The sequence below is a fragment of the Thauera sp. genome (assembly GCF_034003485.1).
GTDB lineage: Bacteria > Pseudomonadota > Gammaproteobacteria > Burkholderiales > Rhodocyclaceae > Thauera.
On sequence record NZ_JAVEYL010000010.1, the window covers coordinates 58,504 to 84,195 of the forward strand.

Annotated in this window: 24 protein-coding genes and 1 riboswitch; of the genes, 13 read left to right on the plus strand and 11 right to left on the minus strand. The window is 70.9% G+C overall.

Annotated elements, in window-relative coordinates; all coding sequences use genetic code 11:
* Positions 1-36 precede the first annotated feature (36 nt).
* From cobJ to RBT54_RS07465, 11 genes are all read right to left on the minus strand, one after another.
* Entirely contained in the window at positions 37-1,056 is a 1,020-nt protein-coding gene (gene cobJ / locus RBT54_RS07415) for a precorrin-3B C(17)-methyltransferase (protein WP_320365695.1), read from the minus strand.
* On the minus strand, positions 1,053-1,496 hold the full coding sequence (locus tag RBT54_RS07420; RefSeq protein WP_320365697.1) for a cobalamin biosynthesis protein: 444 nt from the start codon (positions 1,494-1,496) through the stop codon (positions 1,053-1,055). The genes cobJ and RBT54_RS07420 overlap by 4 nt, the downstream gene beginning before the upstream one ends.
* Positions 1,493-2,293, minus strand: a complete 801-nt coding sequence (locus RBT54_RS07425; protein WP_320365699.1) for a cobalamin biosynthesis central domain-containing protein — start codon at positions 2,291-2,293, stop codon at positions 1,493-1,495. Before RBT54_RS07425 ends, RBT54_RS07420 begins: the two co-directional genes overlap by 4 nt.
* Complete coding sequence (gene cobI, locus RBT54_RS07430; RefSeq protein ID WP_320365701.1) at positions 2,293-3,099, minus strand: precorrin-2 C(20)-methyltransferase; 807 nt, start codon at positions 3,097-3,099, stop codon at positions 2,293-2,295. Before cobI ends, RBT54_RS07425 begins: the two co-directional genes overlap by 1 nt.
* On the minus strand, positions 3,096-4,472 hold the full coding sequence (gene cbiE / locus RBT54_RS07435) for a precorrin-6y C5,15-methyltransferase (decarboxylating) subunit CbiE (protein WP_320365703.1): 1,377 nt from the start codon (positions 4,470-4,472) through the stop codon (positions 3,096-3,098). The genes cobI and cbiE overlap by 4 nt, the downstream gene beginning before the upstream one ends.
* Positions 4,465-5,631: a cobalt-precorrin-5B (C(1))-methyltransferase gene (locus RBT54_RS07440; RefSeq protein WP_320365705.1), complete on the minus strand. Its 1,167-nt coding sequence runs from the start codon at positions 5,629-5,631 to the stop codon at positions 4,465-4,467. Before RBT54_RS07440 ends, cbiE begins: the two co-directional genes overlap by 8 nt.
* Before the next feature lie 9 nt (positions 5,632-5,640).
* On the minus strand, positions 5,641-6,321 hold the full coding sequence (locus tag RBT54_RS07445; protein WP_320365707.1) for a precorrin-8X methylmutase: 681 nt from the start codon (positions 6,319-6,321) through the stop codon (positions 5,641-5,643).
* A 13-nt stretch (positions 6,322-6,334) separates the two neighbouring features.
* Complete coding sequence (locus tag RBT54_RS07450) at positions 6,335-7,228, minus strand: sirohydrochlorin chelatase (protein ID WP_320365709.1); 894 nt, start codon at positions 7,226-7,228, stop codon at positions 6,335-6,337.
* Entirely contained in the window at positions 7,225-8,100 is an 876-nt protein-coding gene (cobM, locus tag RBT54_RS07455; RefSeq protein ID WP_320365711.1) for a precorrin-4 C(11)-methyltransferase, read from the minus strand. The genes RBT54_RS07450 and cobM overlap by 4 nt, the downstream gene beginning before the upstream one ends.
* Positions 8,100-8,738, minus strand: coding sequence for an energy-coupling factor ABC transporter permease (locus RBT54_RS07460; protein WP_320365713.1), 639 nt, complete (start codon positions 8,736-8,738; stop codon positions 8,100-8,102). The genes cobM and RBT54_RS07460 overlap by 1 nt, the downstream gene beginning before the upstream one ends.
* A 184-nt stretch (positions 8,739-8,922) precedes the next feature.
* Positions 8,923-9,144, minus strand: a riboswitch (cobalamin riboswitch).
* Positions 9,145-9,342: 198 nt separating this feature from the next.
* Positions 9,343-10,245, minus strand: a complete 903-nt coding sequence (locus RBT54_RS07465) for a ribose-phosphate diphosphokinase (RefSeq protein ID WP_320365715.1) — start codon at positions 10,243-10,245, stop codon at positions 9,343-9,345.
* A 279-nt stretch (positions 10,246-10,524) separates the two neighbouring features.
* Here RBT54_RS07465 and RBT54_RS07470 point away from each other — a divergent pair, with 279 nt between their 5' ends.
* From RBT54_RS07470 to RBT54_RS07530, 13 genes are all read left to right on the plus strand, one after another.
* On the plus strand, positions 10,525-10,971 hold the full coding sequence (locus tag RBT54_RS07470; RefSeq protein WP_320365717.1) for a hypothetical protein: 447 nt from the start codon (positions 10,525-10,527) through the stop codon (positions 10,969-10,971).
* 103 nt (positions 10,972-11,074) lie between these two features.
* A complete protein-coding gene (locus RBT54_RS07475; protein WP_320365719.1) occupies positions 11,075-12,157 on the plus strand; it encodes a phage tail sheath C-terminal domain-containing protein in 1,083 nt (360 codons plus the stop codon).
* 22 nt (positions 12,158-12,179) lie between these two features.
* Positions 12,180-12,689 carry a hypothetical protein gene (locus RBT54_RS07480; RefSeq protein WP_320365720.1) on the plus strand — a complete coding sequence of 170 codons (510 nt, stop codon included), beginning with the start codon at positions 12,180-12,182 and terminating at the stop codon, positions 12,687-12,689.
* 4 nt (positions 12,690-12,693) lie between these two features.
* Positions 12,694-13,215, plus strand: coding sequence for a hypothetical protein (locus RBT54_RS07485; RefSeq protein WP_320365722.1), 522 nt, complete (start codon positions 12,694-12,696; stop codon positions 13,213-13,215).
* The gene (locus RBT54_RS07490) at positions 13,208-14,413 is read left to right on the plus strand and encodes a hypothetical protein (protein WP_320365725.1); all 1,206 of its coding nucleotides are present in this window, start codon (positions 13,208-13,210) and stop codon (positions 14,411-14,413) included. Before RBT54_RS07485 ends, RBT54_RS07490 begins: the two co-directional genes overlap by 8 nt.
* A complete protein-coding gene (locus RBT54_RS07495; RefSeq protein ID WP_320365728.1) occupies positions 14,410-15,000 on the plus strand; it encodes a hypothetical protein in 591 nt (196 codons plus the stop codon). The genes RBT54_RS07490 and RBT54_RS07495 overlap by 4 nt, the downstream gene beginning before the upstream one ends.
* A gap of 6 nt (positions 15,001-15,006) precedes the next feature.
* On the plus strand, positions 15,007-18,492 hold the full coding sequence (locus RBT54_RS07500) for a hypothetical protein (RefSeq protein WP_320365730.1): 3,486 nt from the start codon (positions 15,007-15,009) through the stop codon (positions 18,490-18,492).
* 12 nt (positions 18,493-18,504) lie between these two features.
* Positions 18,505-21,267 carry a M23 family metallopeptidase gene (locus RBT54_RS07505; RefSeq protein WP_320365732.1) on the plus strand — a complete coding sequence of 921 codons (2,763 nt, stop codon included), beginning with the start codon at positions 18,505-18,507 and terminating at the stop codon, positions 21,265-21,267.
* The gene (locus tag RBT54_RS07510) at positions 21,264-22,334 is read left to right on the plus strand and encodes a hypothetical protein (RefSeq protein WP_320365733.1); all 1,071 of its coding nucleotides are present in this window, start codon (positions 21,264-21,266) and stop codon (positions 22,332-22,334) included. Before RBT54_RS07505 ends, RBT54_RS07510 begins: the two co-directional genes overlap by 4 nt.
* Positions 22,331-22,969: a phage baseplate assembly protein V gene (locus RBT54_RS07515; protein ID WP_320365735.1), complete on the plus strand. Its 639-nt coding sequence runs from the start codon at positions 22,331-22,333 to the stop codon at positions 22,967-22,969. Before RBT54_RS07510 ends, RBT54_RS07515 begins: the two co-directional genes overlap by 4 nt.
* 13 nt (positions 22,970-22,982) lie before the next feature.
* The gene (locus tag RBT54_RS07520) at positions 22,983-23,375 is read left to right on the plus strand and encodes a PAAR domain-containing protein (protein WP_320365737.1); all 393 of its coding nucleotides are present in this window, start codon (positions 22,983-22,985) and stop codon (positions 23,373-23,375) included.
* 5 nt (positions 23,376-23,380) lie between these two features.
* A complete protein-coding gene (locus RBT54_RS07525) occupies positions 23,381-23,845 on the plus strand; it encodes a hypothetical protein (RefSeq protein WP_320365739.1) in 465 nt (154 codons plus the stop codon).
* Positions 23,846-23,852: 7 nt separating this feature from the next.
* Positions 23,853-25,601, plus strand: coding sequence for a baseplate J/gp47 family protein (locus RBT54_RS07530; RefSeq protein ID WP_320365741.1), 1,749 nt, complete (start codon positions 23,853-23,855; stop codon positions 25,599-25,601).
* The last annotated feature ends 91 nt before the right edge of the window (positions 25,602-25,692 follow it).

Consider the following 25,692-nt stretch of genomic DNA (forward strand, 5'->3'; position numbering starts at 1 on the left):
AATCGTGCTGTTGCCGCAGGCTTGCCCCCAACCGCTTCAGGCCGCGGTCTCCTGGGTGTCGCCAATGGCAGCCGGTACCAAGTCGATGTCGGTACCGGCCAGCAGGCCTTCGATGTAGTCCTGCGGCAATCGATAGTCCACCGCCAGTTGTGCCGCATCCAGTCCGCTCGCACGGATAGTCTGCAGCCAGCCATTGAGCCCGGTCGACAGCGAACGCCCGGCCTGTTCACCCTCGCGGGTGGCGCGCTCGCCGTCGGCGACTTCGTATTTGTTGCTGTAGCCGCGCGGGGTCACCATCAGGCCGTCGCGCACGAAGGTGTTGGAATTGCCGATCAGCACCGTGGTCAGCATGCCGATATCGGCCTCGGCCATGCGCTGAAGGGTAGTGAATTCGATGCGCTGCTTGGGGCGGTAGGCCGATTTCACGATGGCGACCGGCGTGTCGGAGCGGCGATGGCGCAGGAACAGGCGCTGGGCTTCGACGATCTGGCGCGTGCGGCGGCCACTCTTGGGGTTGTAGAGGGCGACGACGAAGTCCGCATAGGCCACCGCGTCGAGCCGGCGCGCGATGGTCGGCCACGGCGTGAGCAGATCGGACAGCGAAATCGCGCAGAAGTCGTGGGTCAGCGGCGCACCGACGAGTGCGGCGCAGGTGTTGAGCGCGGAAGCGCCCGGGATGATCTCGACCTCGATGTCCGAGTCAGGGGTCCAGCCGGCCTGGAACAGCACCTCGAAGGTGGGGCCGGCCATGCCGTAGACACCGGCGTCGCCGGAGGATATCAGCGCCACCTTCTTGCCCTGGCGTGCGCGCTCGAGCGATTCGATGGCGCGGTCGAGTTCCTCGGTCATCGATTTCTTGATCACCTCCTTGCCTTCGAGCAGATCGGCCACCAGGCGGATGTAAGTGACGTAGCCGATGATGGTGTCGGCTTCGGCGATCGCTGCGCGCGCGCGCGCGGTGAGGTGGTCGTGGCTGCCGGGGCCGAGACCGACGAGCATGATCTTGCCGCCGGTCCGGGCCGGCTGCGGGTGGGGGGCGTTCAGTGGAGCGTTCATTGCGGAATCCTTGCGATCGAGACGGTGGCGTTGCGGCCGTCGGGGCCGCGCAGCTTGTGCTTTTCAACGATGAGGGCGGCGGGGTCGGTGGCGAGGCTGGTGCCGGCGGCAAGCAGTGCGGCGGCTTCCGACACCGAGGCCGTGCCGGTGTATTTACGGACGGTTTCGGATGGGTTGGGGACGGTGACGGCTGCCAGCGTTTGCGGGGAATGGAAGTGCAGCGTCCACCCCGCACCCGCCGCGACTTCGAGAAGGCCGGCTTCGTCGGCCTTCAGGTTGATGCTGGCCGCAGCCACGACATCGGCACGGCTGGCGCCGACGCTGGCCAGCGCCTGGTCGATGGCGTGTGCGATCGTCGCTGCCGGCGTGCCGCGGTCGCAGCCCAGGCCCAGGGCCAGCTTCAGGCGGGCGGCTGCAGTGCTTGCCGGGCCAGCGTTCATGCGGCCTCCGGCGTGCCTTCCGCCGCCGGGCGATAAATCACCCGCTTGCCGTGCAGCCGTGCGGCATAGCCCGCGGGCAGTGGGCGCTGGCTGATCCATAGCACCGCGCCGAAGCGCTCGGGCTCGACGTCCTCCAGCCGAGCGAAGCGCTGGATGTTGGTCGGCAGCGGGCCGCTGCGACCGTTGGCATGGCGGGCCCACCAGTCGGTGCTGCCCGCTTCCTGCACCAGTGCGACCGGTTCGTCATTCACCACCGCGGCGCTGGCGCGCACGATCTCGTCGTGGCTGGCGTCGAAGGTCCAGCCCAGCTCGCGACCGAGCAGGTCCACCGCCAGGGTCTCGCGCGCATCCGATGCCGTGGTCAATACCGGGGTGGCGCCCAGCGCATGGTGCAGCACGCCAGCAATGGCGTTGGCGCCGCCGAGGTGGCCGGACAGCACCGGGATCGCCCAGCGTCCGGCTTCGTCGACCACGACCACGCCAGGGTCGGTTTCCTTCTTTTTCAGGTGCGGCGCGATCAGGCGCACCACCGCGCCGAGCGAGACGATGGCGATGATGCCGTCGAAGCCGGCGAACAGCGCCGTTACCTGGTCGCCCACCTTGCCCTCGTAGCAGGCGAAGGCGCCCGGCGCGGCGGCGGCCGCTTCGGTGTGGAACTTCTGCGGTGCGAACAAGGTGGCACCGGGCAGCGCGGCGATGATGCGCCCCGCCAGTGCGATGCCATGGCGGGTGATCGACACCACGGCGATGCGGTTTTTGGGAAAGGGCAGGTGTTGATCGATGGGGTGTGCAGACATCAGGAGAGCGCCTCGGCGGTAGGTTGTTGGGCGCGCTTGCGGCAGCCGCGGCGCAGCTCGCCACGCGCGCGCTTGGGGTTCTGCACCAGCAGCAGCGACAGGTAATTGACCTTTTCGCCGCGCAGGCTGGCCACGTCGTGGACGACACGCTGCTCGGGCGCGCCCACCTTTTCGATGAAGCAACTGGTGGCGAGCAGCTCGCGGCGCTCGAGCAGGTCGAGCACCTCATCGAGCAGCGGTTTCACCTTCATCAGTACCAGGGTGTCGAATTCGTCGAGCAGATGGTCGATGACGGTGGTGCCGTAGGCCGCGGGAATCACCGCGACGGTCTCGTCCTCTTCCGCCAGCGCCACATCGGCGACTGCAGCGGCGGCCGCGAAAGAGCTGACGCCGGGGATGGTTTCCACCTCGACCTCGGGCGCGAGCTCGCGCACCGCGCGCGCCAGATGGCGGAAGGTGGAATAGGTGGAGGCGTCGCCCTCGACCAGGAAGGCCACATCGCGGCCTTCGGCCAGCAGCTGCATCGTCTGCGCGGCAGCGCGCGCCCAGGCCTTGGCCAGCGCGACCGCATCGCGCGTCATCGGGAACACGAGTTCGACTGCATCGGGTGGAACGTCCAGCCCGCCACGGCAGACGATGTCCAGGGCGTAGGACGCTTCTTCGGCGCGCTTGACCGGATAGGCCCAGCGTGCGCTGGACTGCAGTGCGGTCCAGCCACGGCGGGTGATCAGGTCGGGGTCGCCAGGACCGAGCGAAACGCCAATCAGGCGACCAAAGCGGGAGGGCGGCAGAGCAGGCGCGTTCATGAAATCTCCTTGCGGGCGGTGACGATCCACACCGGGTTCTGCGCAGCGAGCCGATGCATGTCGAGGATGGGCTGGCTGCGCGCGGCCGACAGCATGGTCACGTCCCACGCGGCGCCGGCGGCGGTCAGCGCGGTGGTGGCGGTGGCGAGGTTTTCCAGGGTGACGAAGTTCATCACCAGCCGGCCACCGGGTTTCAGGCGCAGCAGCACGAGGGCGATCAGCTCGGCCAGTTCGCCGCCCGAACCACCGATGAATACCGCGTCGGGGTCGGGCCATTCATCCAGCCCGGCCGGGGCCCTGCCCTCGAACAGGCTGTAATTGCTGGCGCGCAGGCGGCGGGCATTGGCACGGGCGTTGGCGGCGTCGCCGGCGTTCTTCTCCATGGCCCACACATGGCCGCCGTGTGCGATGCGGCTGGCTTCCAGCCCAACCGACCCGGAGCCCGCGCCGATGTCCCACAACCGGCTGTCGCTGCGCAGCGCCAGTTTGGCGAGGGAGACGGCGCGTGCTTCGAGCTTGGTGATCAGGCCCTTTTCGGGGGTGCGCTGGACGTAGTCGAGGTCGTCGAGCCCGAAGCGGGGTGCGTCGGCCGCAATGGCCGCCACGGGCGCCAAGGCTTCGTCCGCCGCTGTACCGCGCTCGAGCGGCTGCGGGCGGCGCTCGATGACGACGACGTTGGGGTGGGGGAAGGTGCACCCGGCCGCCTCTTCGAGCGTCAGATCGGCGAACACCGCTTCATCAGCCAGGCACAGGCGGGCGACGACCGACAGGCGCAGGTCCTCGCCACCGCCGGGCGCGCCGTAACCGGCGGCCAGCAGCGCACGGGCGATGCGGTCGGGGCTGTTGGCAGGGCTGGTGAAACTGGCGACCAGCGGGTGCTGGGCGACGGCGCGCATCAGACCATACAGGCCGTGCGCCGGCCCCGGGCTGGGCTGCAGCGGATCCGGCTGCCATTCGCCCGCATCCGCACCATGGCAGGACGCAAAGCGCGCCGCCTGCCACGGCTTTTTCAGGCGGGCGAAGGCAAGCTGCAGCGTGGAGGGCGCCGGTAGCACCTCGACGCGCGCGGCGCCGAGCTTGCCAACGAGGAAGTGGGCGATGCCGTGGCAGAGCGGATCGCCGGTGGCGAGCACCACGCTGTAGCCACCGGCTGCCGCAGCGTCCTCGATCCAGCCGGGCGTGCGGGTGAGCGCGCCGTCCATGTTGTGCGCACGGGCTGCAGGGGCGTGCGGCGCAATCAGTTCCAGCTTGCGGCCGGCACCGATGAGGCAGGTGGCGCGGGCGATGTGGGCGCGGGCTGTCGCGCCAAGGCCGTCCCAGCCATCGTCGAGCAGGCCGATGATGCTGCAGACGGTAGCGATAGATTCAGGCATGAGAGGTCTCCATCAGGTCCGATTCGTCCACCGTGACGATCGGCACCCCTTCAAAATTGCAGGCCAGCACCGTGAGCCGATGCGGGCCGGGGTAGCGTTGGCGCAGGCTGCGGATGGCGAGCTCGGCCAGGGCGCGGTGAAAGGCGACCGCCAGGCCCAGGTCGGCCAGACGCTCGGCGGCGAAGCGGGCAGTTTCGGCGGCGCGGATCTCGGCCACCAGATCGGGCGGTGCGCCCACCTCTGCGGCGGCACCAGCGATCAGTTCGCGGTCGACCTCCTCGCGCCAGGCGTGCGTCACCGACAGGCCCTGGGCGATCTTGGTCAGCTTGCCGACCATAGCCCCGACGATGATGTGCTGCATGCCCTGCTTCACCGCGGTGGTGAAGGCCGCCTTGACGAAGTCGCCCATCTGTACGAAGCAGGCTTCGTCCAGTTGCGGGAACTCGCGCATCGCGCATTTCTCGGTGCGCCCGCCAGTAGTGAACACAACGCTGGTCTGGCCCTGGTTGGCGGCGACGTCGACCGCCTGGACGACGCTGGCGCGGAAGGCCGCAGTCGAATACGGACGCACAATGCCGGTGGTGCCGAGGATGCTGATGCCACCGAGGATGCCAAGGCGGGCGTTGAGCGTCTTCTTCGCCATCTCTTCGCCGCCGGGCACCGAGATCGTCACCGCCAGGCTGTCGCCGGCCTCGAGGATGGGCGCCCCGGCCGCGCGCACGTTGTCGATGATGTTGCGCCGTGGCACCGGGTTGATCGCCGGGCAGCCCACGTCCAGGCCAAGGCCTGGCTTGGTGACCACACCCACACCGGGCCCGCCCTTGAGGATCACCTCGCCGCCGCCACCGCGGATGCGGCAGACGTCGGCGGTGAGATGGGCGCCATGGGTGGCGTCGGGGTCGTCGCCGGCGTCCTTGACCGACACCGCATGCGCCTGGTCGCCATCGACGCGGCCGTCGGTGATCTTGAAATGCACCCGCATCGTGTTGGGCAGCACGCACTCCACCGCGTCCGGTACCTCGCCTTGCACCAGGCCGAGAGTGGCCGCCGCGGCGGCCGCGGCCGAGTTGGCGCCGGTCGAGAAGCCGGTGCGATTGCCGCGGTCGCGTTTGGCATCGCCCTTGCGCACCTTGTCAGGAAGGGCATGTCCCGCCGCCATCGTGCGCCCTCAGCCCTGCAGCGCCTGCAACTGGCGCGCTTCGGCCAGTCCGAGCAGGGCATGGATCGCTGCCACCACCAGGGTGGAGCCGCCCTTGCGGCCGCGGATGATGATCCATGGCACGTCGTCGAGTTCGGCCATCAGGTCCTTGGATTCGGCTGCCGACACGAAACCGACCGGCATGCCGACGACCAGCGCAGGACGCACCCCATCCTCGCGGATCAGCCGCACCAGCTCGATCAGCGCGGTGGGTGCATTGCCAATGCCGACGATGCTGCCGTCAAGCAGGCCGTGGCGGTGGGCCTTGCGCATCGCCTGCACCGCGCGCGTGGTGTTCTCGATGCGGGCACGTTCGATGACGTCGGTGTCAGAGATGAACTGATGGGGGCGCATGCCGAAGTGCGCCAGACGCGAAGCCGACAGGCCAACGCAGATCATTTCGACGTCGGCGACGATGTGGGTGCCGCCGCGGACGATGGCGGCGAGGCCGGCCTCCACCGCATCGGGGTGGAAGTCGGTGAGGCCGTTGAAGTCGAAGTCGGCGTTGGCGTGGATCATGCGCCGCACCACCGGCCACTGGCTGGCCGTGTAGGCATGTGCGTCGACCTCGGCGTCGATGATGGCAAAGGAGTCATGCTCGATCGCGCGGCCGGCGGCGGTGAGCTGCTCGGTGACGGTGTTGGTGTTCATCGCGGCTCCAGGCTCAGGCGTGGGCGTTTTCATGGGCGTGAGCGTGGTGATGCTCGTGCGCGTGATGCACATGGGTGTGGCTGTGGTCGTGCAGGTGCTCGGCCTCGGCGGCAAGGCGGTACTTGCAGCCGTCGCACTCCAGCAGCGCGCCTTCCGGCAGTTCGTGCCCGCCCACCTTGCTGTCGAGCAGCTCGAAGATGCCCTTGTCGAAGCCGAAGTGAGTGCCGAGCGCAAACACGATGTGCGGGTACTGGCGCTGCAGGCGCTCGACCTGGGCCTTGATGCGATCCATCAGCACGCCGCTGAAGAGATACACCGGCACGATGCAGATCTGCGTCATGCCCAAGCGCGCCTGGCGCTGCACCACGGTCTCGAGCCGTGGCCAGGTGACGCTGGTGAAGGCGAGGTCCACCAGTTCGTGGTCGCCGTCCTCGAACAGCCAGCGCGCCATCTTGGCGAGTTCGCCATTGGCGCCGGCGTCCGACGAGCCACGGCCGAGCAGCACCACACCGGTGGTCTGCGGGTCGGGCATGTCGAGCTGCTTCAACAGGCGGTCGAGCTGACCCTTGAGCACACCGAAGATCTCGCGCCCCATGCCGAGGTGGCGGGCGCAGGCGAAGCTGACGCCGGGGTGACGCTGGCGCGCATCTTCGATCGCAGCCGGCAGTTCCATCTTGACGTGGCCGGCAGCGTTGAGGATGAAGGGAATCGTGAGCACCTGGCGGGCACCCCGGGCGGCGCGATCCAGGCCTTCATCGAGCAGCACGTCGGCATGCTCGATGAAGCAGGTTTCGATGTGCCAGTCGGGGTGGCGCTCACGCCATTGAGCGGCGAAATGCAGGATCTCCTTGTTGCCCTCGCGATTGCGCGAGCCGTGGCCGACGAGGAGGATGGCGGTATCGTTCATGTGGGTTCTCCGGTGGGCAGATCCGTGTCTGTCGCCGTGGTGTCGGCATCTGCCGGGGCAGCAGTCGCAGCAGTCGCAGACGCCTTGCGGAAGCGATGGCCGAAGCCCGGGTCGTACAGTTTCGAGCGGGCGATGTCGGGCCAGTGGCGGGCGCCGAGCGCGGGGCTGGCGATGATCATGGCCTGGCTGGCGATCTTCTCCTCCTGGCAGCGGCGCTTGATGTTGGCCAGCGTGCCGCGGACGATCTTCTCCATCCCCGGCCAGCTTGCCTTCTGCACCACCACGATGGGCGCCTCTTCCGGCCAGCCGGCGGCGCGCAGCGCGCGCTGTACCTCGTGCAGTAGCGTGATCGACAGGAAGATGCACAGCGTCGTGCGGTGCGCGGCGAGCGCCTCCAGGTCTTCGCCCGCCGGCATCGGCGTGCGGCCGGCGACGCGGGTGAGGATGACGGTCTGCGTCACCTCGGGCAGGGTCAGGGTCTCACCGGCTGCAGCCGCCGAAGCCATCGCCGACGACACCCCCGGCACCACCTTCCAGTCAATGCCGGCTGCATCGAGCGGACGTGTCATCTCGACCAGCGCGCCGTACAGGCCTGGGTCGCCGGTCTGCAGGCGCACCACGGTGAGGTGGCGAGCGCAGGCATCGAGCAGCCAGACGCTCATCTGCTCGAGCGTCATGTCCTTGGAGTCGCGAATCTCGCAACCGCTGGGCGCATGGTGCGTCGCCGTCTGGTCGACCAGCGAACCGGCGAACAGGATCGCGCCCGCCTGCTCGAGCAGGCGGCGCCCCTTCACCGTGATGAGGTCCGGATCGCCGGGCCCGGCACCGACGAACCAGACCGTGCCGACGGAGCTGCCCTTGCCAGCGTTCATCAGCCACGCGCCGGCACGGCAAAGCACAGTTGCACCAGCGGGCGATGTGCCTGCGAATGCAGCAGCTTGACCACCGCCACCGTCAGCACCGGCTCGATCAGCACCACCGGCAGATAGGCCGCGGCAAACGTGGCCCACTGCGCGAACGGCGTGGCCACCTGCCCCATCGACAGCCAGAAGCCGACCATCGCCGCGACACCTGCGTAATAGGTGGCATCGAGCTTCAACACCGACCTGACCTCGGTGGCGGCGCCGGCCACGAGCTTGCGCCCCAGGCCGAGGTGCAGCGCCACCAGCGGCACAGCCAGCGACAGGATGTTCACGCCCAGGTGCAGCAGGTCGGCGGGCTCGAAGATCACGCCCTGCAGCAGCAAGCCCAGCCCGAAGCCAAGCAGCGTGGGCACGAAACCGAGCGTGAGGTAGATCGGCATTGCGCCGATGAAGTGCAGCTCCGACGCGCCGGCAGGCATGTGGAAGCTCTGCATGAAGACCGAAAAGACCAGCGCCGCAAGCAGCGTGCGCAGGATGAGTTGCGGCTTCTTGATGAGCTGCGGTGCCTGAACGGCAAGCAGACTGGTGGCGGCAAGGTTGGCGGCAGCGATTTTGGCGTTGGAAAGAATGCCCGGTTCGATATGCATGATGACTCCCCACGAGTGCTTCGATAAACGATGGGAGCCACGGCAGCGGGGAGCGCGTGCGTGCGCAGTCCGCGGGAAGTCCGCGGACGTACGAAAGCATGCAATACGAATCGGCTGGAGCTTCCGGCGCGCGCAGGCAGCCGGCGGAAAACCAGTCGGACCGAACCCTCACCCCGGGGCTCACATCAACCAAACTCGATCGGGCCGGTCTTCTGGCTTGCCTTCTTCCTCGTCCGCCGACCTTCCCGAGCACAAGGCTCAGTGGCGTATGGCGGAGTCGTCAGGCTTACAGCAGCGGGGGCTGCGCCGGACTGGTCGTTCGCGCGGGGCGAACAACGTCACCGGACTTCCCGTTTCACCCTGTCATAAGGCTTTATGACAGAGCACCCGGATCGAATGAGCGCGAAGCCTAAGCGATATGCCATAGAGAATGCAAGTTGCCGTAAGGGAAGGCTAAAGCGCTGGACCAGCAAGCGCCGGGGCACGCTGACTGACATTGCAGCCATGCGCCAGCGCCGTTGACAGAAACGCCGGTGAGATGTACGGAATGAGATAGCACAAGAACCGGGAACGGGCGCGCGGCGGTTAACGAGGCCAGCCCAGTTCAGTCACGCACGATCGAGCGCAGGGCCTCGGCCAGCATCGGCGCCACCTGCACCGCGTTGCTCGCGTGCACGATGCAGTCGGTGCTCCAGACCTCACCCACGCCCGCGGCGCGGATCAGCGCGAGCGCGTCGCCCGCGAACAATGCATGCGTCACCGCCACATCGACCGACGCCGCGCCGGCCGCCAGCACGCGCTCGGCAGCGCGCGCCAGGGTGTGACCCGAACTCGCCACGTCGTCGAGGATTACCACCGCCTGCCCGCGTACGTCGGCGCCCGCGGGCAGTGCGATGTCGACCTGGCGGTCATCGTGGCGCAGCTTCTCGCACACGATGAAGTCGAGCCCGTGGCGCTGCGCAGCAGCTTCCACCCATTGCCGCGACTCGAGATCGGGGCCCACGAGCAGCGGGCGGGCACGATGCGACACGGCGACATCGGCGAGCAGGCCGGCGCCCGAGAGCGCGATCGCGTGCGGCACCGGGATGGCCTCGGCCAGCGTGGCGATGCGGTGCAGATGCGGATCGACCGTGATCACGCCATCGAACAGGCCCGCCAGGAACTCGCCGACGATGCGCTGGCTCACCACCTCGCCGGCGCGGAAGGCCTTGTCCTGGCGCATGTAGGCGAGATACGGCGCGACCAGGGTCAGGTGCTGCGCGCCCATCTTCCCCGCGCTACGCGCGACCAGCAGCAGTTCGAGCAGTTTTTCGTTGGGGCGGTGCAGGCTGCGGTAGAGCACGACGCGCGCGGGCAGAGAGGCAGGCAGGCGCAGGCGCAGCTCGTCGTCGGGGAAGCGGTGGCGCTCGATCACGGCCGCATCGAGGCCGGCAGCCCGGGCGAGGCGGGTGGCCTCGTCGGTCTCGTCCTCGAAATGCAGCAGCACGGTGTCTTCGATCTTCATCATCGCCGCAAGGGTACACCTCGCACGCGAGGGTCTGAAGACCTCCCGGCAGCGCCGGCGCGACGCATTTCACGGCGCAGGCCAGTTCATGCGCGAGGCCCGATTCCCCGACTGCCCTGGTCCGAGTTCGCGCACTGGCGATGTCAGTCATGCAGCCGGTTTGACAAACCCGGAATGGGCTACTAAAAATGAGTGGCCGGTCATGTGAAGAAGAACAAGCACCGGCGCGGCTTCCAGCAGCACCCCCGACACCGTTGCATACGACGCCCGCAGGAGGAGACGATGCCCGACGTGCTGGCGCAGGACGCGCTCGCCGCGCTCGACAGCGCGATCGCGGGGCTTCTGCCATCCGCCGTCCCTGGCGGGATGACGCGGAACGTGCACGTCGAGCCGAGCCGCATCCGGCCGCTCGGGCTGGGTGGCTACGTCGGCAACCATGTCGGTCCCCACGCCGGGCAATTCGGGCGCCGTGTGCAGGCGCGTGTCTCCATCGGCGTCACCGGCGGCAACGACACCAACGCACACACTTACCTCGTCGGCATCGGTACCGAGCTGCTCAGCCTGTCGCGCGCCGAACGCGTCGCGCGTGGCTTGCAGCGCCTCGACCGGGTGCCGGTCGAAGATGCGCGCACGCTCGCCTTCGATGTCGATTTCGAATTCATCAGCACACCCACCACAGGCGAGGGCGTGATCTCCGATCTCGTCCTCGACATCGAGCCCGACGGCTGATCGCACGGGATCGAAAACCGCATGGCGCGCAGCTCGCGACATGCATCGGCAATGCCCCGCGCGGGGCGAACGGACTCCCCAGCGGGGATCGAAGGAGCGGGCGATGGAAGAGAACTTTGCGGAACAGATCGTTCCCGGCACATTCATCCGGGTCCAGGCCGAGGGCTTGATCGCGCCCAAAGGCGTGAGCTTCGGCAACGTCGGCATCGTCGGCACGGCAGCGGCAGCCGCCGGGGTCACCGACGCGATCGGGCAGACCCACATCCTCGGCAGCATGGAGGACGCGGCCAAGCTCTACGCGCCATCCGACGCGCTGTCGGCCGGCACGCAGAACCTGATGCGCGGGCTGGCCCTGCTGTTCGCCAACGGCGCGCGCACGGTCTACGCCCGCGCAGTGGCCACCGGCTCCGACCAGGCCACCTTCGCCGCCGCCGCCGCCGAGCTGCTCAAGGAAACGATCAACATCCTGATCGCGCCCGAGCTTGCCACCGCGACCGCACTGCAGGTGCTGCCGTCGGCAACCAACACCGCCGAGGGCGACGGCAAGGACATGATCACCGTGGTCGGATCGGACGCGACCGGCGTCACCGAGGTCGCGGCCCAGGTGGCGGCGAACAAGCGCGTGGTGCTCGTGACGCCCGGCGTACGCACCTACGACCCCGCAGCCGGCGCCATGGTCGATCTGCCCGGCAACTACACCGCCGCCGCTGTCGCCGGCCTGATCGCCAGCCTCGCGCCGCAGGCCAGCCCGACCAACAAGGTGCTGGCCGGCGTCACCCAGCTCACCACCCGCTACAGCTACGGCCAGCTCAAGTCGCTGCTGCAGGCCAACGTCTGCCCGCTCGAGGACCGCCAGGGCATCCGCGTGGTGCGCGGCATCACCACCGAGGGCGAGGCCTTCTCGCAGATCACCACCCGGCGCATCGTCGATTTCGCCAAGGCCGGCATCCGTCAGGTCGCCAACCCCTTCGTCGGCCGGCTCAACAACGAACGCGTGCGCACCGCGCTGCACGGCGCGCTCGACAGCTTCCTGACCACCATGGTGGTGGACGAGGCCCTCACCGGCTACCAGCTCGAGGTCACCGCCACACGCGCCGACGAGATCGCCGGGCGCTGCATCGTCAACGTGGCCATGCAACCCACCTTCAGCATCGACTACATCCGCGTGACCCTCGCGCTGTCCTGAATACGCAGGTAAGGAGACCGACATGCCATCTGCTGCAAACAACCAGGTGTACACCGGAGCCGACGGTACCATCCTGCTTGCCCCCGCCGGCGAAGGGCCCGAGGGCGGCGCCGCCAGCACCGTGATCGAGGGCAACGATCTGATCCAGGTCGGCCGCGTCACCGGCGTCACCGTCCAGGTCAGCTCGGCGATCCGCCCCTTCCACGAGATCGGCCAGCGCTACGCCAGCGAGCTGCGCTCGGGCAACGTCAGCGTGCGCGGCCACATCGACCGCGCCTGGCTCAACGGCGCGCTGCTGCGCCTGCTGCTCGGCGAAGCGAGCGAACAACGCCCGCGCGCTTCGTGGGCGCAGCCGGCGTTCAACATCACGCTGATGGCGGAAAACGCCGCCAACCCGGGCACCAAGTCGATCGTGACCCTGCACGACGTCAAGCTCGAGCAATGGAATCTCTCCATGCCCGAGGACGATTTCGTCATGGAGGGCGCGGACTTCCAGGCGCTGTACGTGAGCGTGCGCGACGAGCGCGCCTGAGCCCATGACTTCGGCACAGGGCGCGCAGGCGAACGCCACCTCCGCTGCAGGGCCGGGCTATCTCGGCGCCGACGAACTGCTCGCGGGCAGCGCCGCGGTATTCGACATCGCGGTGCCGGCGGCGCTGATCGAGGCCGGACGCAGCGGCCTGGCCGGCCGGGTGCAGATCCGGCCCCTGACCGTGCGCGACCTGCAGCTCATCAGCCGCGCGGCGCGCGACAGCGACAGCCTGGCCGGCGCGCTGATGGTGCACGCCGCGCTGCAGACGCCCGAGCTGTCGCTGCCGCAGGTGTCGGCGCTGCCGATCGGGCTGATGGAGTTCCTGCTCGCCGAGGTGAACCGCGTGAGCGGCCTCGCCGTCGCCCCCGCCGCGCTGGAAGAGGCCGCCGAGCAACCGATCGCGCGCGCCGCCCACGTGCTCGCTCGCGAATTCGGGTGGACGCCGCAGCAGATCGGCGAGCTCACCCTCGGCCAGATCCTGCTCCACCTGCAGATGCTGCGCGAGGAAGGCGGCCGCCATGGCTGATCCACGCACGCTCACGACCGCCCTCGCGCCCTTCCATGCGGCCCGCACGCACCTGGAGGCGGCGCAGGCGCGGCTGTCCGCGCTGCTCGCCGCCGTCACCGGCGAGGCCGCGGCGCGCACCGGCAATCTCGAGCGCCTGCCCGCAGCGGCGCGCTTCAACCCCTTCGCCGTCGCGGTGCCCTTCAACCCCTTTGCGGTGCTGCCGAAAGTCTTCGACGCGGCGAACGGTGCCGATGCCGCCGCCAAGGCGCGCGGACGGCATGCCGACAAGGGCAGCCGGGCTGCGCCGGGAGCCACTGCGCGCCCGAGCGCGAGCGCAAGCGCCGCCCTGGCCGGCCTGGCCAGCGCCGCGGACAGCCTTGCTCAGGCGCCGCGTCGCGCGCCTGATCTGCCACCGTCCGCCGCGGCGCTCGCTGCGGCCGCCGCGAACGCGCAAGCGCGCGCGGCCGCAGCGGAGCCGCTCGCCAGCCGCCCCGCAAGCGAGCAGGCCGTGCACGCGTTGGCTGCCGGCGAACTTATCGAGGCGCTGCTCCAGCGCCACGCGCCGCCCCGCGCGGCGACCCGCCTGCATGGCATCGGCGCGCGCTCGGCGCCAGCGCGCGACGACGGCGATGCAGCACGCGCTCGGCACACCGCCGCCGCTTCGGCAGCGGGGGCCGCCCAGGCCGCCGCCGACCGTCCCGCCGCGCGCCGCGAAGCGGCGATCGACCCAAGCACGGCCGCAGCGCGTGGCGCCGTCCTCGCGCCCGGCGGCGAGTACGGCGATGCACCGCCGTCGCGTCTCCACGCCGCCAGCGCGCCCTGGGGCGAGCGGGCCGCGATGGCAACGGCCAGCGGAATCGACGCGGCACCAGTGGGTGCGCCAGCTCTGCAGCATGGCGACGCGGTCCTGCGCAGCCTGCTCGATTCGGTCCCGCCGCGCCCGGCGAGGGCCGCCCAGGCGCTCGACGGCATCCGGCCGGAGCCCCTTGCCCGCGCGCCCACCCGCTCACCGCTGCAGCGCGCGCCGTCACGCCTGCTTGCGGCGGTCGGCACCGCCCCCGCCGCCCAGCCGCCGGCCGCGGCGGCGGCGAGCCTGCATGCGCCCACTCAGGTGCCGGCGGGCAGCGCGTCCGGCGACAACGCCGCCGATCTGGCCGACGGCCTCGAGCGCCTGCTGCGCGAACAGGCCTGGCTCAGGGGAGTCGATCTGACATGAGCCTCACCCCCATGCTCTCCGACTGGGAACTGCCGCGCGTGACCCGGCTGGAAACGCTGGAGACGCGCGACTTCCTCGAACTTCCGGTGCCGGGCCGCGCCGGCAGCCTGTTCCAGGACCTCGACCGCCGCCCGGCGCGCATCCTGATCGAGGGCTCGGTGTTCGGCAGCGAGGCCGGGCTCGAGATGCTCAACGCCGTGCGCGAGAAATACCTCGCCGGCGAACCGATGACCTTCGTCTCCGACATCGTCACCGGGACCGACATCCAGTACGTGCTGCTGCAGCAACTGCACGTCCAGGCCGAGGCCAGCGCGCCCGACCAGATCGACTACACGCTGTGGCTCACCGAATCGCCCCCGCCGCCACCCCCCGCGGATGTACTCGGCGGCATCGACACCAGCCTGCTCGACGACGCGGCCGGTCTGCTCGACCAGGCAATGGGCGCCATCGACGCGCTCGAGGCGCTGGGCAGCATGCCGGCGATCTCCGACCCCACCGGGCCGCTGGCCGGCATCCTCGGCGACACCGCGCCCGCGATCGGCCAGCTCGGCAGCATCGGCGCCGGTCTGCGCGGTCTGCTGGAGTAAGCGACCATGGCCGGACTGCTCGCGCAACTCGACCTCACGGCATCCGGCGCGGATCTGTCCGCCATTGCGGGCGGCATCGGCGGCGCCTTCGGCGATCTGGGCAAGCTGATCGCCAGTTGGCAGAGCGGCCCGCCGGGCGACTTCGGCAGCGCGCTCGCCGGCCTCGGCGGGCTGGCGGTGCCGCAGTTGTCCGGGGGCTTCGAGTTCAGCGCCAGCTTCGGCAGCCTGCTGCCCAGCCTGCAGGGCGAACTCGGCGGCCTCGCCCAGGGCCTGCAGGGTGACATCGCCGCGCTGCCCGAGCGCCTCGGCACCGATCTGCAGGCGGCCTTTGCGCCACTGCTCGCCCGCATCGGGCGGCTGCAGGCGCTGTTCGGCAGCGACTGGCGCTGCGGGCTCGGGGTCACGGCCGGCATCGAAGGCAGCGGTGGCGCAGGTGGCGGAGCGGGAGGCGGCAGTGCAGGGAGCGGAAGCGGCAGTGGCTCCTCGGGCAGCGCATCCGGCAACGGCACATCTTCCGCGCCGCCTAGCGACGCCGGCGCCCTCGACACCGCCCAGGTCGCCGCCGCGCGCAGCTTGATCGACACCCTGCCCGCCGATCTCACCTTGCCCAGCCTGCTGCGCTGGGTGCATGCCCGCGTCGGCACCTTCCGCCCGGGTTATTTCCAGCTCCGCTCGCTGCCCATCCTCGACGATCTGCGCGACCCGCTCGACACCCTTGTCCGCTGGGACGATGCCACGGCGGCCGCGGTCGAGGCCGAGTTGGTGCACACGGTGAGCGAGCTGGACAAGCTGATCGCATTCAACACCAGCGGCTGCATCACGCGCGCGCTGCCCGCGGCCGACATCACCGCCCAGTCCGGCACCGCCGTGGGCACGACGGGTCGCAGCTTCGTCGACGCCATGGCCGCGCTCGCCACCGCCGCGCAGGCGGGCAATGCCGCAGGCGCCGCCACCGCGCTCGGCACGGTGCAGACCACGCTCACCGCGCTCGCCGGCGCCAACACCGGCGCGCTCGCCACCGGCGCCGTCACTGCCCGTGCCCGCCTGATGTCCAACCTGGTCGAACTGCCCGGCACGCTCGACGCCGGCCTGTGCCGCACGCTGGTGTTGCTGCAGCCGCGCGCCACGTTCGCCGACCTCACCCAGGGCATCAGCGGCCTCGCCGTGCCGACCCTGCCGCCCGACGCCTTCGCGCCGCTCACCGCGCTCATCGACGACGTGCGCGAGCGCCTGCAGTCGGTGCTCGAGCTGCTCGACATCAGCGCGGTCAGCGCCCCGGTCACCGACGCGTTCGACGCCGCCGGCGACGCGATCGCCGCCATCAAGCAGCAGCTCGCCGGCCTCGGCGCCAGCGCCGAACGCGCTTTCGGCGACGCCCGCAGCCAGATCCAGGCCCTCGATCTCGCCAGCCTGCAGCAGCAGCTCGAAGCGGCGCTGGAGCAGGCGGTCGCCGCCCTCGAATCGGCGCTCTCGAGCGCGCTCTCGCCCGCCACCTCGGCGCTCGGCGAGGCCCTGCAGGCGGCCGACACGGCGATCGACGCGATCGACCCCGAAGCGCTGGCCGAACCGCTGCGCCAGATCCTCGAGCCGATCGCCAACCTCACCCAGCAGGGCGAGGTCGCCGACCTGATCGCGCTCCTCGAGCAGATCAAGCAGCTCGCCGAATCCCTGCCGCGCATCTCCTTCGCCCCGGTCGCCGACGAGGTCATCGGCGCCATCGGCCAGCTCCAGGGCGTGCTGCGCTCGATCGACCCGTCCACCCTGCCCGCCCCCGGCCCGGCGCTGATCCGCGAGGCCATGGGCGTGCTGCCGCAGTCGCTGGTGCCGCTCACCGACCCGCTGGTGGTCGAGCTCGAGGTCCAGCTCGACGGCAGCCCGGTCGAGCTGCTGCTGCAGATCAAGGCCCTGCCCGAGCAGGCGCGCGAACGCCTGCTCGGGCTGTCGCCGCGGGCCGCGCTGCAGCCGCTGCTGGCCGAGCCTTATGGGGCGGTGCGCGATGGTCTGGCGGCCTTCAGCCCCACGCAGTGGCTGGAACAGGCCGACCGCGCGCTCGCCGACGCCCGCCAGCGCCTTGGCCGCCAGCTCGACGTCGCCGCCGTGCTGCAGCCGGCCGCGCAGGCCCATGCCGCGCTGATCGGCGAGCTGGAAAAACTGCGCCCATCGACCCTGCTCAAGCCGCTGACCGACGCCGTACAGGGCGCGCTGCAAGGGCTGGACGCGGTCGTGCCCGGGGGCGAACTCGGCGATGCGCTCGGCGGCGTGCTGGCGCGGGTGCGCAGCTTCGGCAACACGGCCGACAGCGCGCTCGACGTCGCCGACCACCTCGTCGCCAAGCTCGCCGCGCTCGGCGACGCCGACAGCCAGCTCGACACCTGGCTCGACCAGGTTCTCGCCAAGGTGCCCGAGACCGCCAGCGGCGAGCTTGCCGACGCGCTCGCAGCGCTGCGCACCACCTCGCTCGCCAGTGCCGCCGACGCCTTGCGCACGCAGTGGACCGCTGCACGCAACGCGCTGGCCGCAGCCCTCCCCGCCGCCGGAGCGCAAACGCTGCTGAGCGAACTCGCACTCGCGCGCAGCCGCACCCGCAGCGCCCTCGCCGCGCTGCCGCCGGCCAACGCCAACGCGATCTCCACCTTCCTCGACGCCCCCGCGACCCGCGCCGCCGAGGACGCCCTCAACGCTTTCGCCGCCCTCGAGCGCCGCCTTGCCGAGACCGACGCGCGCCTGGCCACCCTGTTCGACCAGATGTCCGAGCGCTTCCCCGCCACCGACGGCCCCTTCGCCGCGCTGTTGCCCGGCACTCCGGCCCAAGTCCGCCAATGGGTGCGCGACGCGCTGATGCGCCAGTTCGGCCAGCCGCTGGTGCTCTTCCTCGACAGCCTGAAGGTGCTCGTCGCGCTGCTGCAGGCGGCGTCGGCCGCGCTGCGCAGCCTGGTCGATGCGCTGCAGACCAAGCTCGACGAGCTGCTCGCCGCACCGCTGGCGCTCGCCGACCTGCTCGCGCGCATCGAGTCGCTCACCGACCGCATCGCCGGCCTCGACCCTGCGCGCTACGCGCAACAGGTCGACACGCTGTATCGCGACCTGCTCGGCGAGCTGCGCGCGCTCGACCCCGCCAGCCTGCGCCAGCCGCTGGAAGCCACCCGCGACCGCCTGCTCGCGCGCATCTCGCTCGACACGGTGATCCCGCCCGCGCTGCGCGCCCAGCTCGACGCGCTGCATCAGGACCTGCAGACAAAGGTCGGCGCACTCGACCCCGACCCGCTGCTGCTGCAACCGCTGGACGAGACCTGGCGGGCGACGGTGGAGCCCCTGGTCGCTGCGCTCGACATCAGCGTCTCGATCCAGCTCGTGATCGACTGGGTGCACAGCCTGCCGCCCGAGCTGCGCGTGCAGATCGGCCGTGTCGACCAGGCCTGGGCCGGTCTGCTCGCCAGCGCGCCCGGCGGCAGCGGCGCCTCGGCGAGCGCCAGCGTCAGCGTGGGCAGCTAGGAGAACAGGATCATGCTCGGCTCAATCCTGATCCAGCCACAGATGCTCGCGCGCATGCACGGACGCGGCGTGGGCGACGAGATGGCCGACGAGATCGTCGCCATCGCCCATCAGCTCATGCTCGACCCGGCCGCCGCCGAGGCGGTGCTGCCGGCCTTCCAGGCCGCCGGCCAGCGCTTCGCCGACGCGCTCCTCGCCCGCCTCGGCCCGCGCCTGCCGCAGGCGCTGACCGAGCTGCGCAGCCTGATCGAACCGATCACCCAGCCAGTGGCCAGCCTGGCGACAGGCTACAACCCGGGTCCCGGACCGGCATCGACCGCCGATCTGCTGGAACGCCTCGCCGACGGCCTCGAACGCCTGGCGCCGATCGCCGGCCTGCTCACCGACGCGCAGATCCGCAGCACCCTGCAGCGCGCCAGCCGCATCCTCACCGATACCCTGGGCCTCACTCAGGCGGGTTTTCGCGCCGACTTCCTGGTGCTGCTCGGCGAGGTGCGTGCCGAGCTGCGCACCCACCCCGAGGGCGCCAGCGCGCGCGTGAAGGCGGTGCGCGAGGCCTTCGCCTGCCTGCTCAGCCGGCTCCAACGCGACGTCTATCCGCGCTTCCCGACGCTCGACCTCGATCTCGACCGCCTCGCCGGCCTCCTCATCCGGGCGCTGCGCGAGACTCCGCTGCCGGCAATCTCGGGCCAGGCCGAATGCCTGCTCGGCCGCATCGAGGCCGTGCTGCGCGTCCTGGCCGAGATCGCGCGTGGCGCGGCGATCAACACCCGCGGCGGCCTGCCGCGCGGCGGCCTGCCGCGCGCCGCCCTCCCCGCCGCGGCTGCCACCACCACGCGCAGCACCCGCAGCCGCGGCTCGCGCTCGACCAGCATCCCGCCGCGTAGCGAGGACGGCCAGTACTGCTGGTACGCCTCGTGGCTCTATGCGCGCCACCGCCAGGGCTTCCAGAACGGTTTCTGGACCGGCCTGCTGCAGAACGTCACCCCCGGCTACCCGGGCGATGAAGTCTGGCTGAGCACCGACCGCAAATGCCTGGTCTTACGCCGTGCCACCGTCGACGACGCCGTGCTCCACCGCGCCGACGCCCCCTTCGCCTGGCACGCCGCCCCGCAGTTCGCCGGCCCGGCGAGCCGCGAGCACTTCAGCTTCGGCGCCATCTCGCCCGCCTTCCTCGAGGACTGGACGCGCGCCACCGCCATCCTGCAAAAGAGCGCCGCAGGCTTCTGGCATGCGGTGGCGATGGGCATGGGCGAGCGCGAATACGCCTGCAACATCCCGCTGTGGCTGTGGAACTGGACCGACGCGGTCGCGCGCGGCGCGGGCGAGGCGCCGCTGCCTTCGCTGATCGTGCGCTCGCTCGGTTGGGGTGTGGGCTCGAGCTGGCTGTTCTCGTCGCTGCTGCCGATGCTCACCGTGATTGGCGGCTCCTTCGAGGGCGTGCATACCCAGACCACGGCCAAGCTCGGCTTCCTGCAATGGCTGACGCTGATCGGGGGCGACGCGCTGTCGGCGTACACGATCAGCGGCGCCACGCAAGGCGTGAATGACTTCTTCCTGTCACTGTTCACGCTGATCAACCAGACTGGCGGCACCTCCGGCCCCCCGGCGGCGGGCGACGACCTGCGCCCTGCCAACTGGCAGCGCGCCGACCCGGTGATCGGGCTGATCAACCTCGCCATCGGCTTCGGCTTTCGCGCGCTGATCCCGCGCGACGACTACGGCCTGCCCTTCGACAACAACGGCGGCGCCGCCTTCGGCCCGCTGTATTTCCCGTGGATGCTGCTCGGCGCGCCCTTCATCAACGCATTCGGCAACATGCTCGGCACCTTCATCGCGTGGGCGATCGCGCGGACCCACAGCCCGGCGCAGCTCGGGGAGAAGGTCGGCCTCGGCGCGCTGTTCGGCACGCTGACCTTCATCATCGAGTTCTACAGCCAGCGCGACGGCAGCACCGACGGCGGGCGCTACAACCCGCGCAAGGACCCTGCGGACACCCCGTATGTGGACGCTGCGGGCAACCCGCGCACCGACTTCATCGGCTACCCCGACAAGGCCGGCTCGCCCTACCACCTGCCCTACGCCGCCGACACCGCGATGTACGTCGGCCAGGCCAACCTCGGCTTCTTCAGCCACGCGCGCTGGAACAGCTTCCCGCAGGTCTACGCCTACGACTTCGCACATGACTTCGGCGACGAGATCCTGGCGATCCGCGACGGCACGGTGGTCGACTTCTTCGACTGGATCCCGGACAACATCCAACCGAACACGACGCAGCAGAACGCCGCATACGACGCCTCGAAGCTCGTCATGGCGGCGGGCGGAAACTGGCGCAACTGGCTCACCGGCTGGAACTTCATCGTCGTGCGCCACGACACCCGCGTCGACACCCAGGACCGCGACCAGGGCGGCACGCCGGTGAGCACCTACGCAGTGTACGGCCACGGCGCCACCGCAGGCGTGCGCGATTTGTGGCAATCGCTCTACGGCAAGACACCCTTGCAGATCATCGGCACCCGGGTGGAGCGCGGCAACCCGCTGATGCGCGCCGGCAGCACCGGGGTGAGCTTCCACAACCACCTGCACCTGCACGTCGTGCCCGGCCCCGACCCGGCCACCACCCCCGGCACCGGGCCGCTGCCGATCGTCGAGGAGAACGACCTGGGCAACTACACCCTGCCCTTCGTCTTCGCCGACGCCCCGGGCGACGGCGTGCTCAAGAACCTGCGCTGGTACCGCTCGCGCAACACGCGCAGCACGGGGCTGCCGCCATGATCGGCGACGCGCTGATGGACAGCCTCGGCGGCGTGCTCGGCGGCTCGAGCGGCGCCGGCACGCTGCCCCCGCCACGCGCCAAGGTGTCGCGCGGCGGCGGCGCGCCCTCGGCGGGCGGCTTCGGCGCCGACCTCGTCGCGCTGCTCACCGGCCCCGCCCAGCCCGACCCGCTCACCGCCGCGCTGGTCGAGGCCGAGGTGCGCCTGCTGCCGGCACCGGCGCTGGCCCTGTGCCGGCTGCGCTTTTTGCCCGGCAGCGACTTTCCCGCGCTGGCGGCGGGCGACGTGCTCAAGCTGCAGCTCGGCACCGGCGACGATCCGCCCGCGGTGTTCACCGGCCCGATCACGCTCATCGGCGGCGCAGGCGGGCAGCTCGAGCTGGTGCTCGGCGCCGCCGCCGCGCCGCTGACCCGCGTGCGGCGCAACGCGGGCTACGAGAACCAGGGCTTCGCCGACCTGATCAAGCTGTGGGCGGGCGAGGCCAGCCTCGCCCCGGGCGACATCGACGCCGGCCCCAAATACGCCTTCCTCGCCATCGACGCCCAGGCCTCGCTGTGGGAATGGATGGCCCGCCTCGGCCACGCCGCCGGCGTGCACGTGTGGATGGATGCCAACGCGCGCCTCAACGCCCGCGCGTCGCGCGGCCAGCCGGTGGCGACCTGGGGCTGGGGCCGTGACCTGCTCGGCCTGCAGCCCGAACTGCACGACCCGGCGATCACCGCCTTCGCTGGCCTGGCCACCGGCAAGGCCAAGGAAGGCGCATGGAGCGCTGGCGAGAAGCCCGCCGGCGGCGCGGCAGCGGGCGGTGGCGGTTCGCCAGCGGGGGGCGGCGGCATGGGTGGCGCACTGGGCGGCGCGCTCGGCGCCGTGTCCGGCGGCGGTGCCAAGCCCGCGGGCCGGGTGCACATCACCGTACCCGGCTGCCCGGCGCTCGACATCGCCAGCCCGTTCGCGCTCGAGGACTGCCCGGGCGGACGCGGCGACGGCACCTGGGTGGCGATCGCGGTCGAGCACCGCTTCGCGCCCGGCCAGGGCTTCATCACGCGCGCGACCGGAGTGCCGGCATGAGCGAGCTCTACGACACGCTGCGCCAGATGATCCGGCGCGAACTCGCCAGCCACCGCTTCGCCGAGATCGGCGCGGTGCAGGCGGTGTATCCGTCCGACCCCGGCCCCTACAGCGCCGACGTCGTGCTGCGCGGCACCGAGCTGGTGCTGCGCCACGTGCCGGTGGCCACGCCGCGCAAGGGCTTCGCCAGCCTGCCCGAGGTCGGCGACCTGGTGCTGGTGCAGTTCATCGGCGGCGCGCTCGACCGCCCGGTGGTCACCGGCACGTTGTATAACGAAAGCGACACCCCGCCCGAGAACGTCGAGAACGACTGGGTGCTGCAGCTGCCCTCCGGTGCCGACGCCAAGGACAGCGGGGTGCGTGTCGAGATCCGCCAGTCCTCGCCGATCGGCTTCACCGTCAGCCTGATGGGCGAGCGCTTCAGGATGGAGGTACAGGACGACGACCCGGTGATGACGCTCACCGTCGCCGACGCCAAGGTGACCATCGACGGTGGCGGTGCGATCAAGATCGAGGCCCCGGGCGACCTCGACCTCAAAGCCGCCGGCAAGCTGACATTGAAGGCCGACGGCGACGCCACCATCGAATCCAGCGGCAACCTCGTGCTCAAGGGCGCGATGGTCAAGATCAACTAGGGAAGACGAGACGATGAGCCTGCCTGCCGCGAAAGAAGGCGACCGCATCCTCGCCACCGACATCCACATCCAGATGGTGCCGAGCCCCGGCGGACCGATCCCGACCCCGCTGCCCAGCCCCTTCGTCGGCACCATCGACGGCGGCCTGTCGTCCGACGTGCAGATCGAGGGCAAGGCCGCCGCCACCAAGGACTCGACCGCCACCAACACGCCCAGCCACATCCCGACTGCCGGCCCGTTCCAGAAGTCGCCGTCGAACAGTGCCACCATCCTCGCCGGCTCCGCCACGGTGCAGATCAACGGCAAGGCGGCGGCGCGCATGGGCGACATGGCGCAGACCTGCAACGACCCCGCCGACCTGCCCGCCGGCACCGTGATCGCCAGCGGCACCGTGCTGATCGGATGAACCCCATGCCCAGCTTCCGCCCGCCCTCGACCGCCCACCTGCTGTGCGACATCGCCATCCATGCGGTGCATCGCGAGCTGCGCCCGGTGTATCGCCTCACCGAGACGGCGAAGCAGCCGCGTGCGGCGTGGGACTTCATGCCGCGCGACGGGCTGGAGAACCTCGCTCAGGCGGTGATCCTGCGCCTGCTCACGCCGCGCGGCGAGCTCGCCGCGCTCGGTCACCCTGAATACGGCTCGCGGGTGCATGAACTGATCGGGCGCGAGAACGACGGCCCGCGCCGCAACCTGCTGCGGCTCTTCATCCTCGAGGCGCTCAAGGCCGAGCCGCGCATCGACAAGGTGGCCGAGCTGCGCGTCGAACCCTCGCCCGGCACCCGCTCCACGGTCGACGTGCTGCTGCGGGTCAAGCCGGTCGCCGCCACCGAGCTGGTGACGATCGGCCCCTTCTCCATCGAACTTGCCGTGTGAGGACACCATGTCTTTCCGCCGCAAAACCTATCCCGAAGTCGCCGAAAGCCTGCTCAACCGCCTGCTGGGCGGAGTGAGCGGCGAGGCCCACCCCTACCCGCCGGCCAAGGCCACGCGCGAGCCCTACCGCCACGCGCTCGAGCGCCCGCCGGTGGATCGCATCACCGCGGTATGGGGGGCGCGCAACGGCGAAACCTTCCGCTTCGCGCCCGATGCCGACTACCTGCTGTCGGCCGACGGCGCCGAGCTGGAATGGAAGGCCGGCGGCGCCCGCCCCGACGAGGGCACCGCCTTCGAGATCCACTACCTGCCACGCCAGCGCGAGATGCGGGTGAACGACCTCTACCCCGGCTCGGTGGTGCGCACGCTGATGGAGGCGGTGGCGCTCGAGACCGCCGGCCTGTACGCGCAAATGGAGACGGTGTACCGCGCCGGCTTCCTGGAGACCGCCAGCGGCGGCGCGCTCGACCATGTGGTGGGCCTGCTCGGCATCCGCCGCGTGCGCGCCGGGCGCAACAGCGGCGAGCTGCGCTTCACCCGCGCGCGCAACACCGCCGGCGAGATCACCATCCCCGCCGGCACCCGGGTGGCGACTGCCGACGGCGCGATCGAGTACGAGACCACCGCCGACCTCACCCTGGTCGACGGCCAGCCCGCGGCCAAGGTCGCCGCGCGTGACCTCGTCGCCGACAACGACGGCCTGCCGCCCGACAGCCTGGTGCTGATGGTGCGCCCGATCGCGGGCATCGAGTCGGTCACCAACCCGGCCGCCACCTCGCGCCTGGACCGCGACGAGAACGACGACGAGCTGCGCAGCCGCGCCCGCCGCTTCCTCGCCGGCTCGGCGCGCGGCACCCGCAGCGCGCTCGAGAGTGCGGTCGCCGCCGAAGGCCTGCGCGCCGAGATCGAGGAACCCTCGCCCGGGCTGGTGCGCGTCACGCTGCAAGGCGTGCCCGGCCCCGACCAGTTTGCGCGCATCAGGAAAGCGGTGGATCAGGTACGTCCCGCCGGCGTCAAGGTGGACATCCTGACCGGCGAACCGCCCTTGAAGATCGACCTCGACCTCCATCTCGTCTCCGCCACCGGCCTGCCCGAGACCCGCTTGCGCGCGCTGCAGGACGAGATCCGCAGCCGCTACGCCGACTACTTCGCCCGCCTGCCGCTGGCCGCCGACGGCAGCCTGAGCCGGCTCGCCGGCCTGGCGATCGGCGTCGACGGCGTGGAGGACGTGCGCATCAAGACCGCCAGCGCCGACGGCGCCGACGTGCTCGACGTGGCCGCCGGCATCCTGGCCCTGGGCGGCAAGACTGCCGAACTCGGCGAACTGCGCATCGTCGATCCGGCGCTGGCCACCGGGCTCACGCTGGCGGTGCGCTATCCGCGCGGCGAACCGATCCCGGACCAGGCCAAGCTCGCCGCCGCGGTCGAGGCCGCGATCGCGGTCCTCAATCAGCTCGCCGAGCAGGGCCTGCCCGCCGACGACGCCAAGCGCGTGCTCGGCTGGGGCCGGCTCACCCGCCTGCTGCCTCTGCCGCATGCCGGATGGACCAGCGCCGGCTTCGAGGCCCAACTCGGCGGCGCAGCCGGCGCGAGCGCAAGCGACGTCGGCAAGTACACCGTGCAGTGGGTGCTCACCCGGCCGAATGCGCTCAGCCAGGTGCTGGAGAGCGCCGACGCCCCGAGCTTCGCCCTCGCCACCGGCGAACGCCTGTCGCTCGCCGGCGTCAGCGTCGAAGTGAAGCCGAAGGCGGCCTGATCATGCGCAACCGCCCGTCCGCCCAACCTGCGCGCGCCACCCGGCCGCCGGCCGCGCTGCCGCACCGGCCGCTGCGCACGCCATCGTCCCG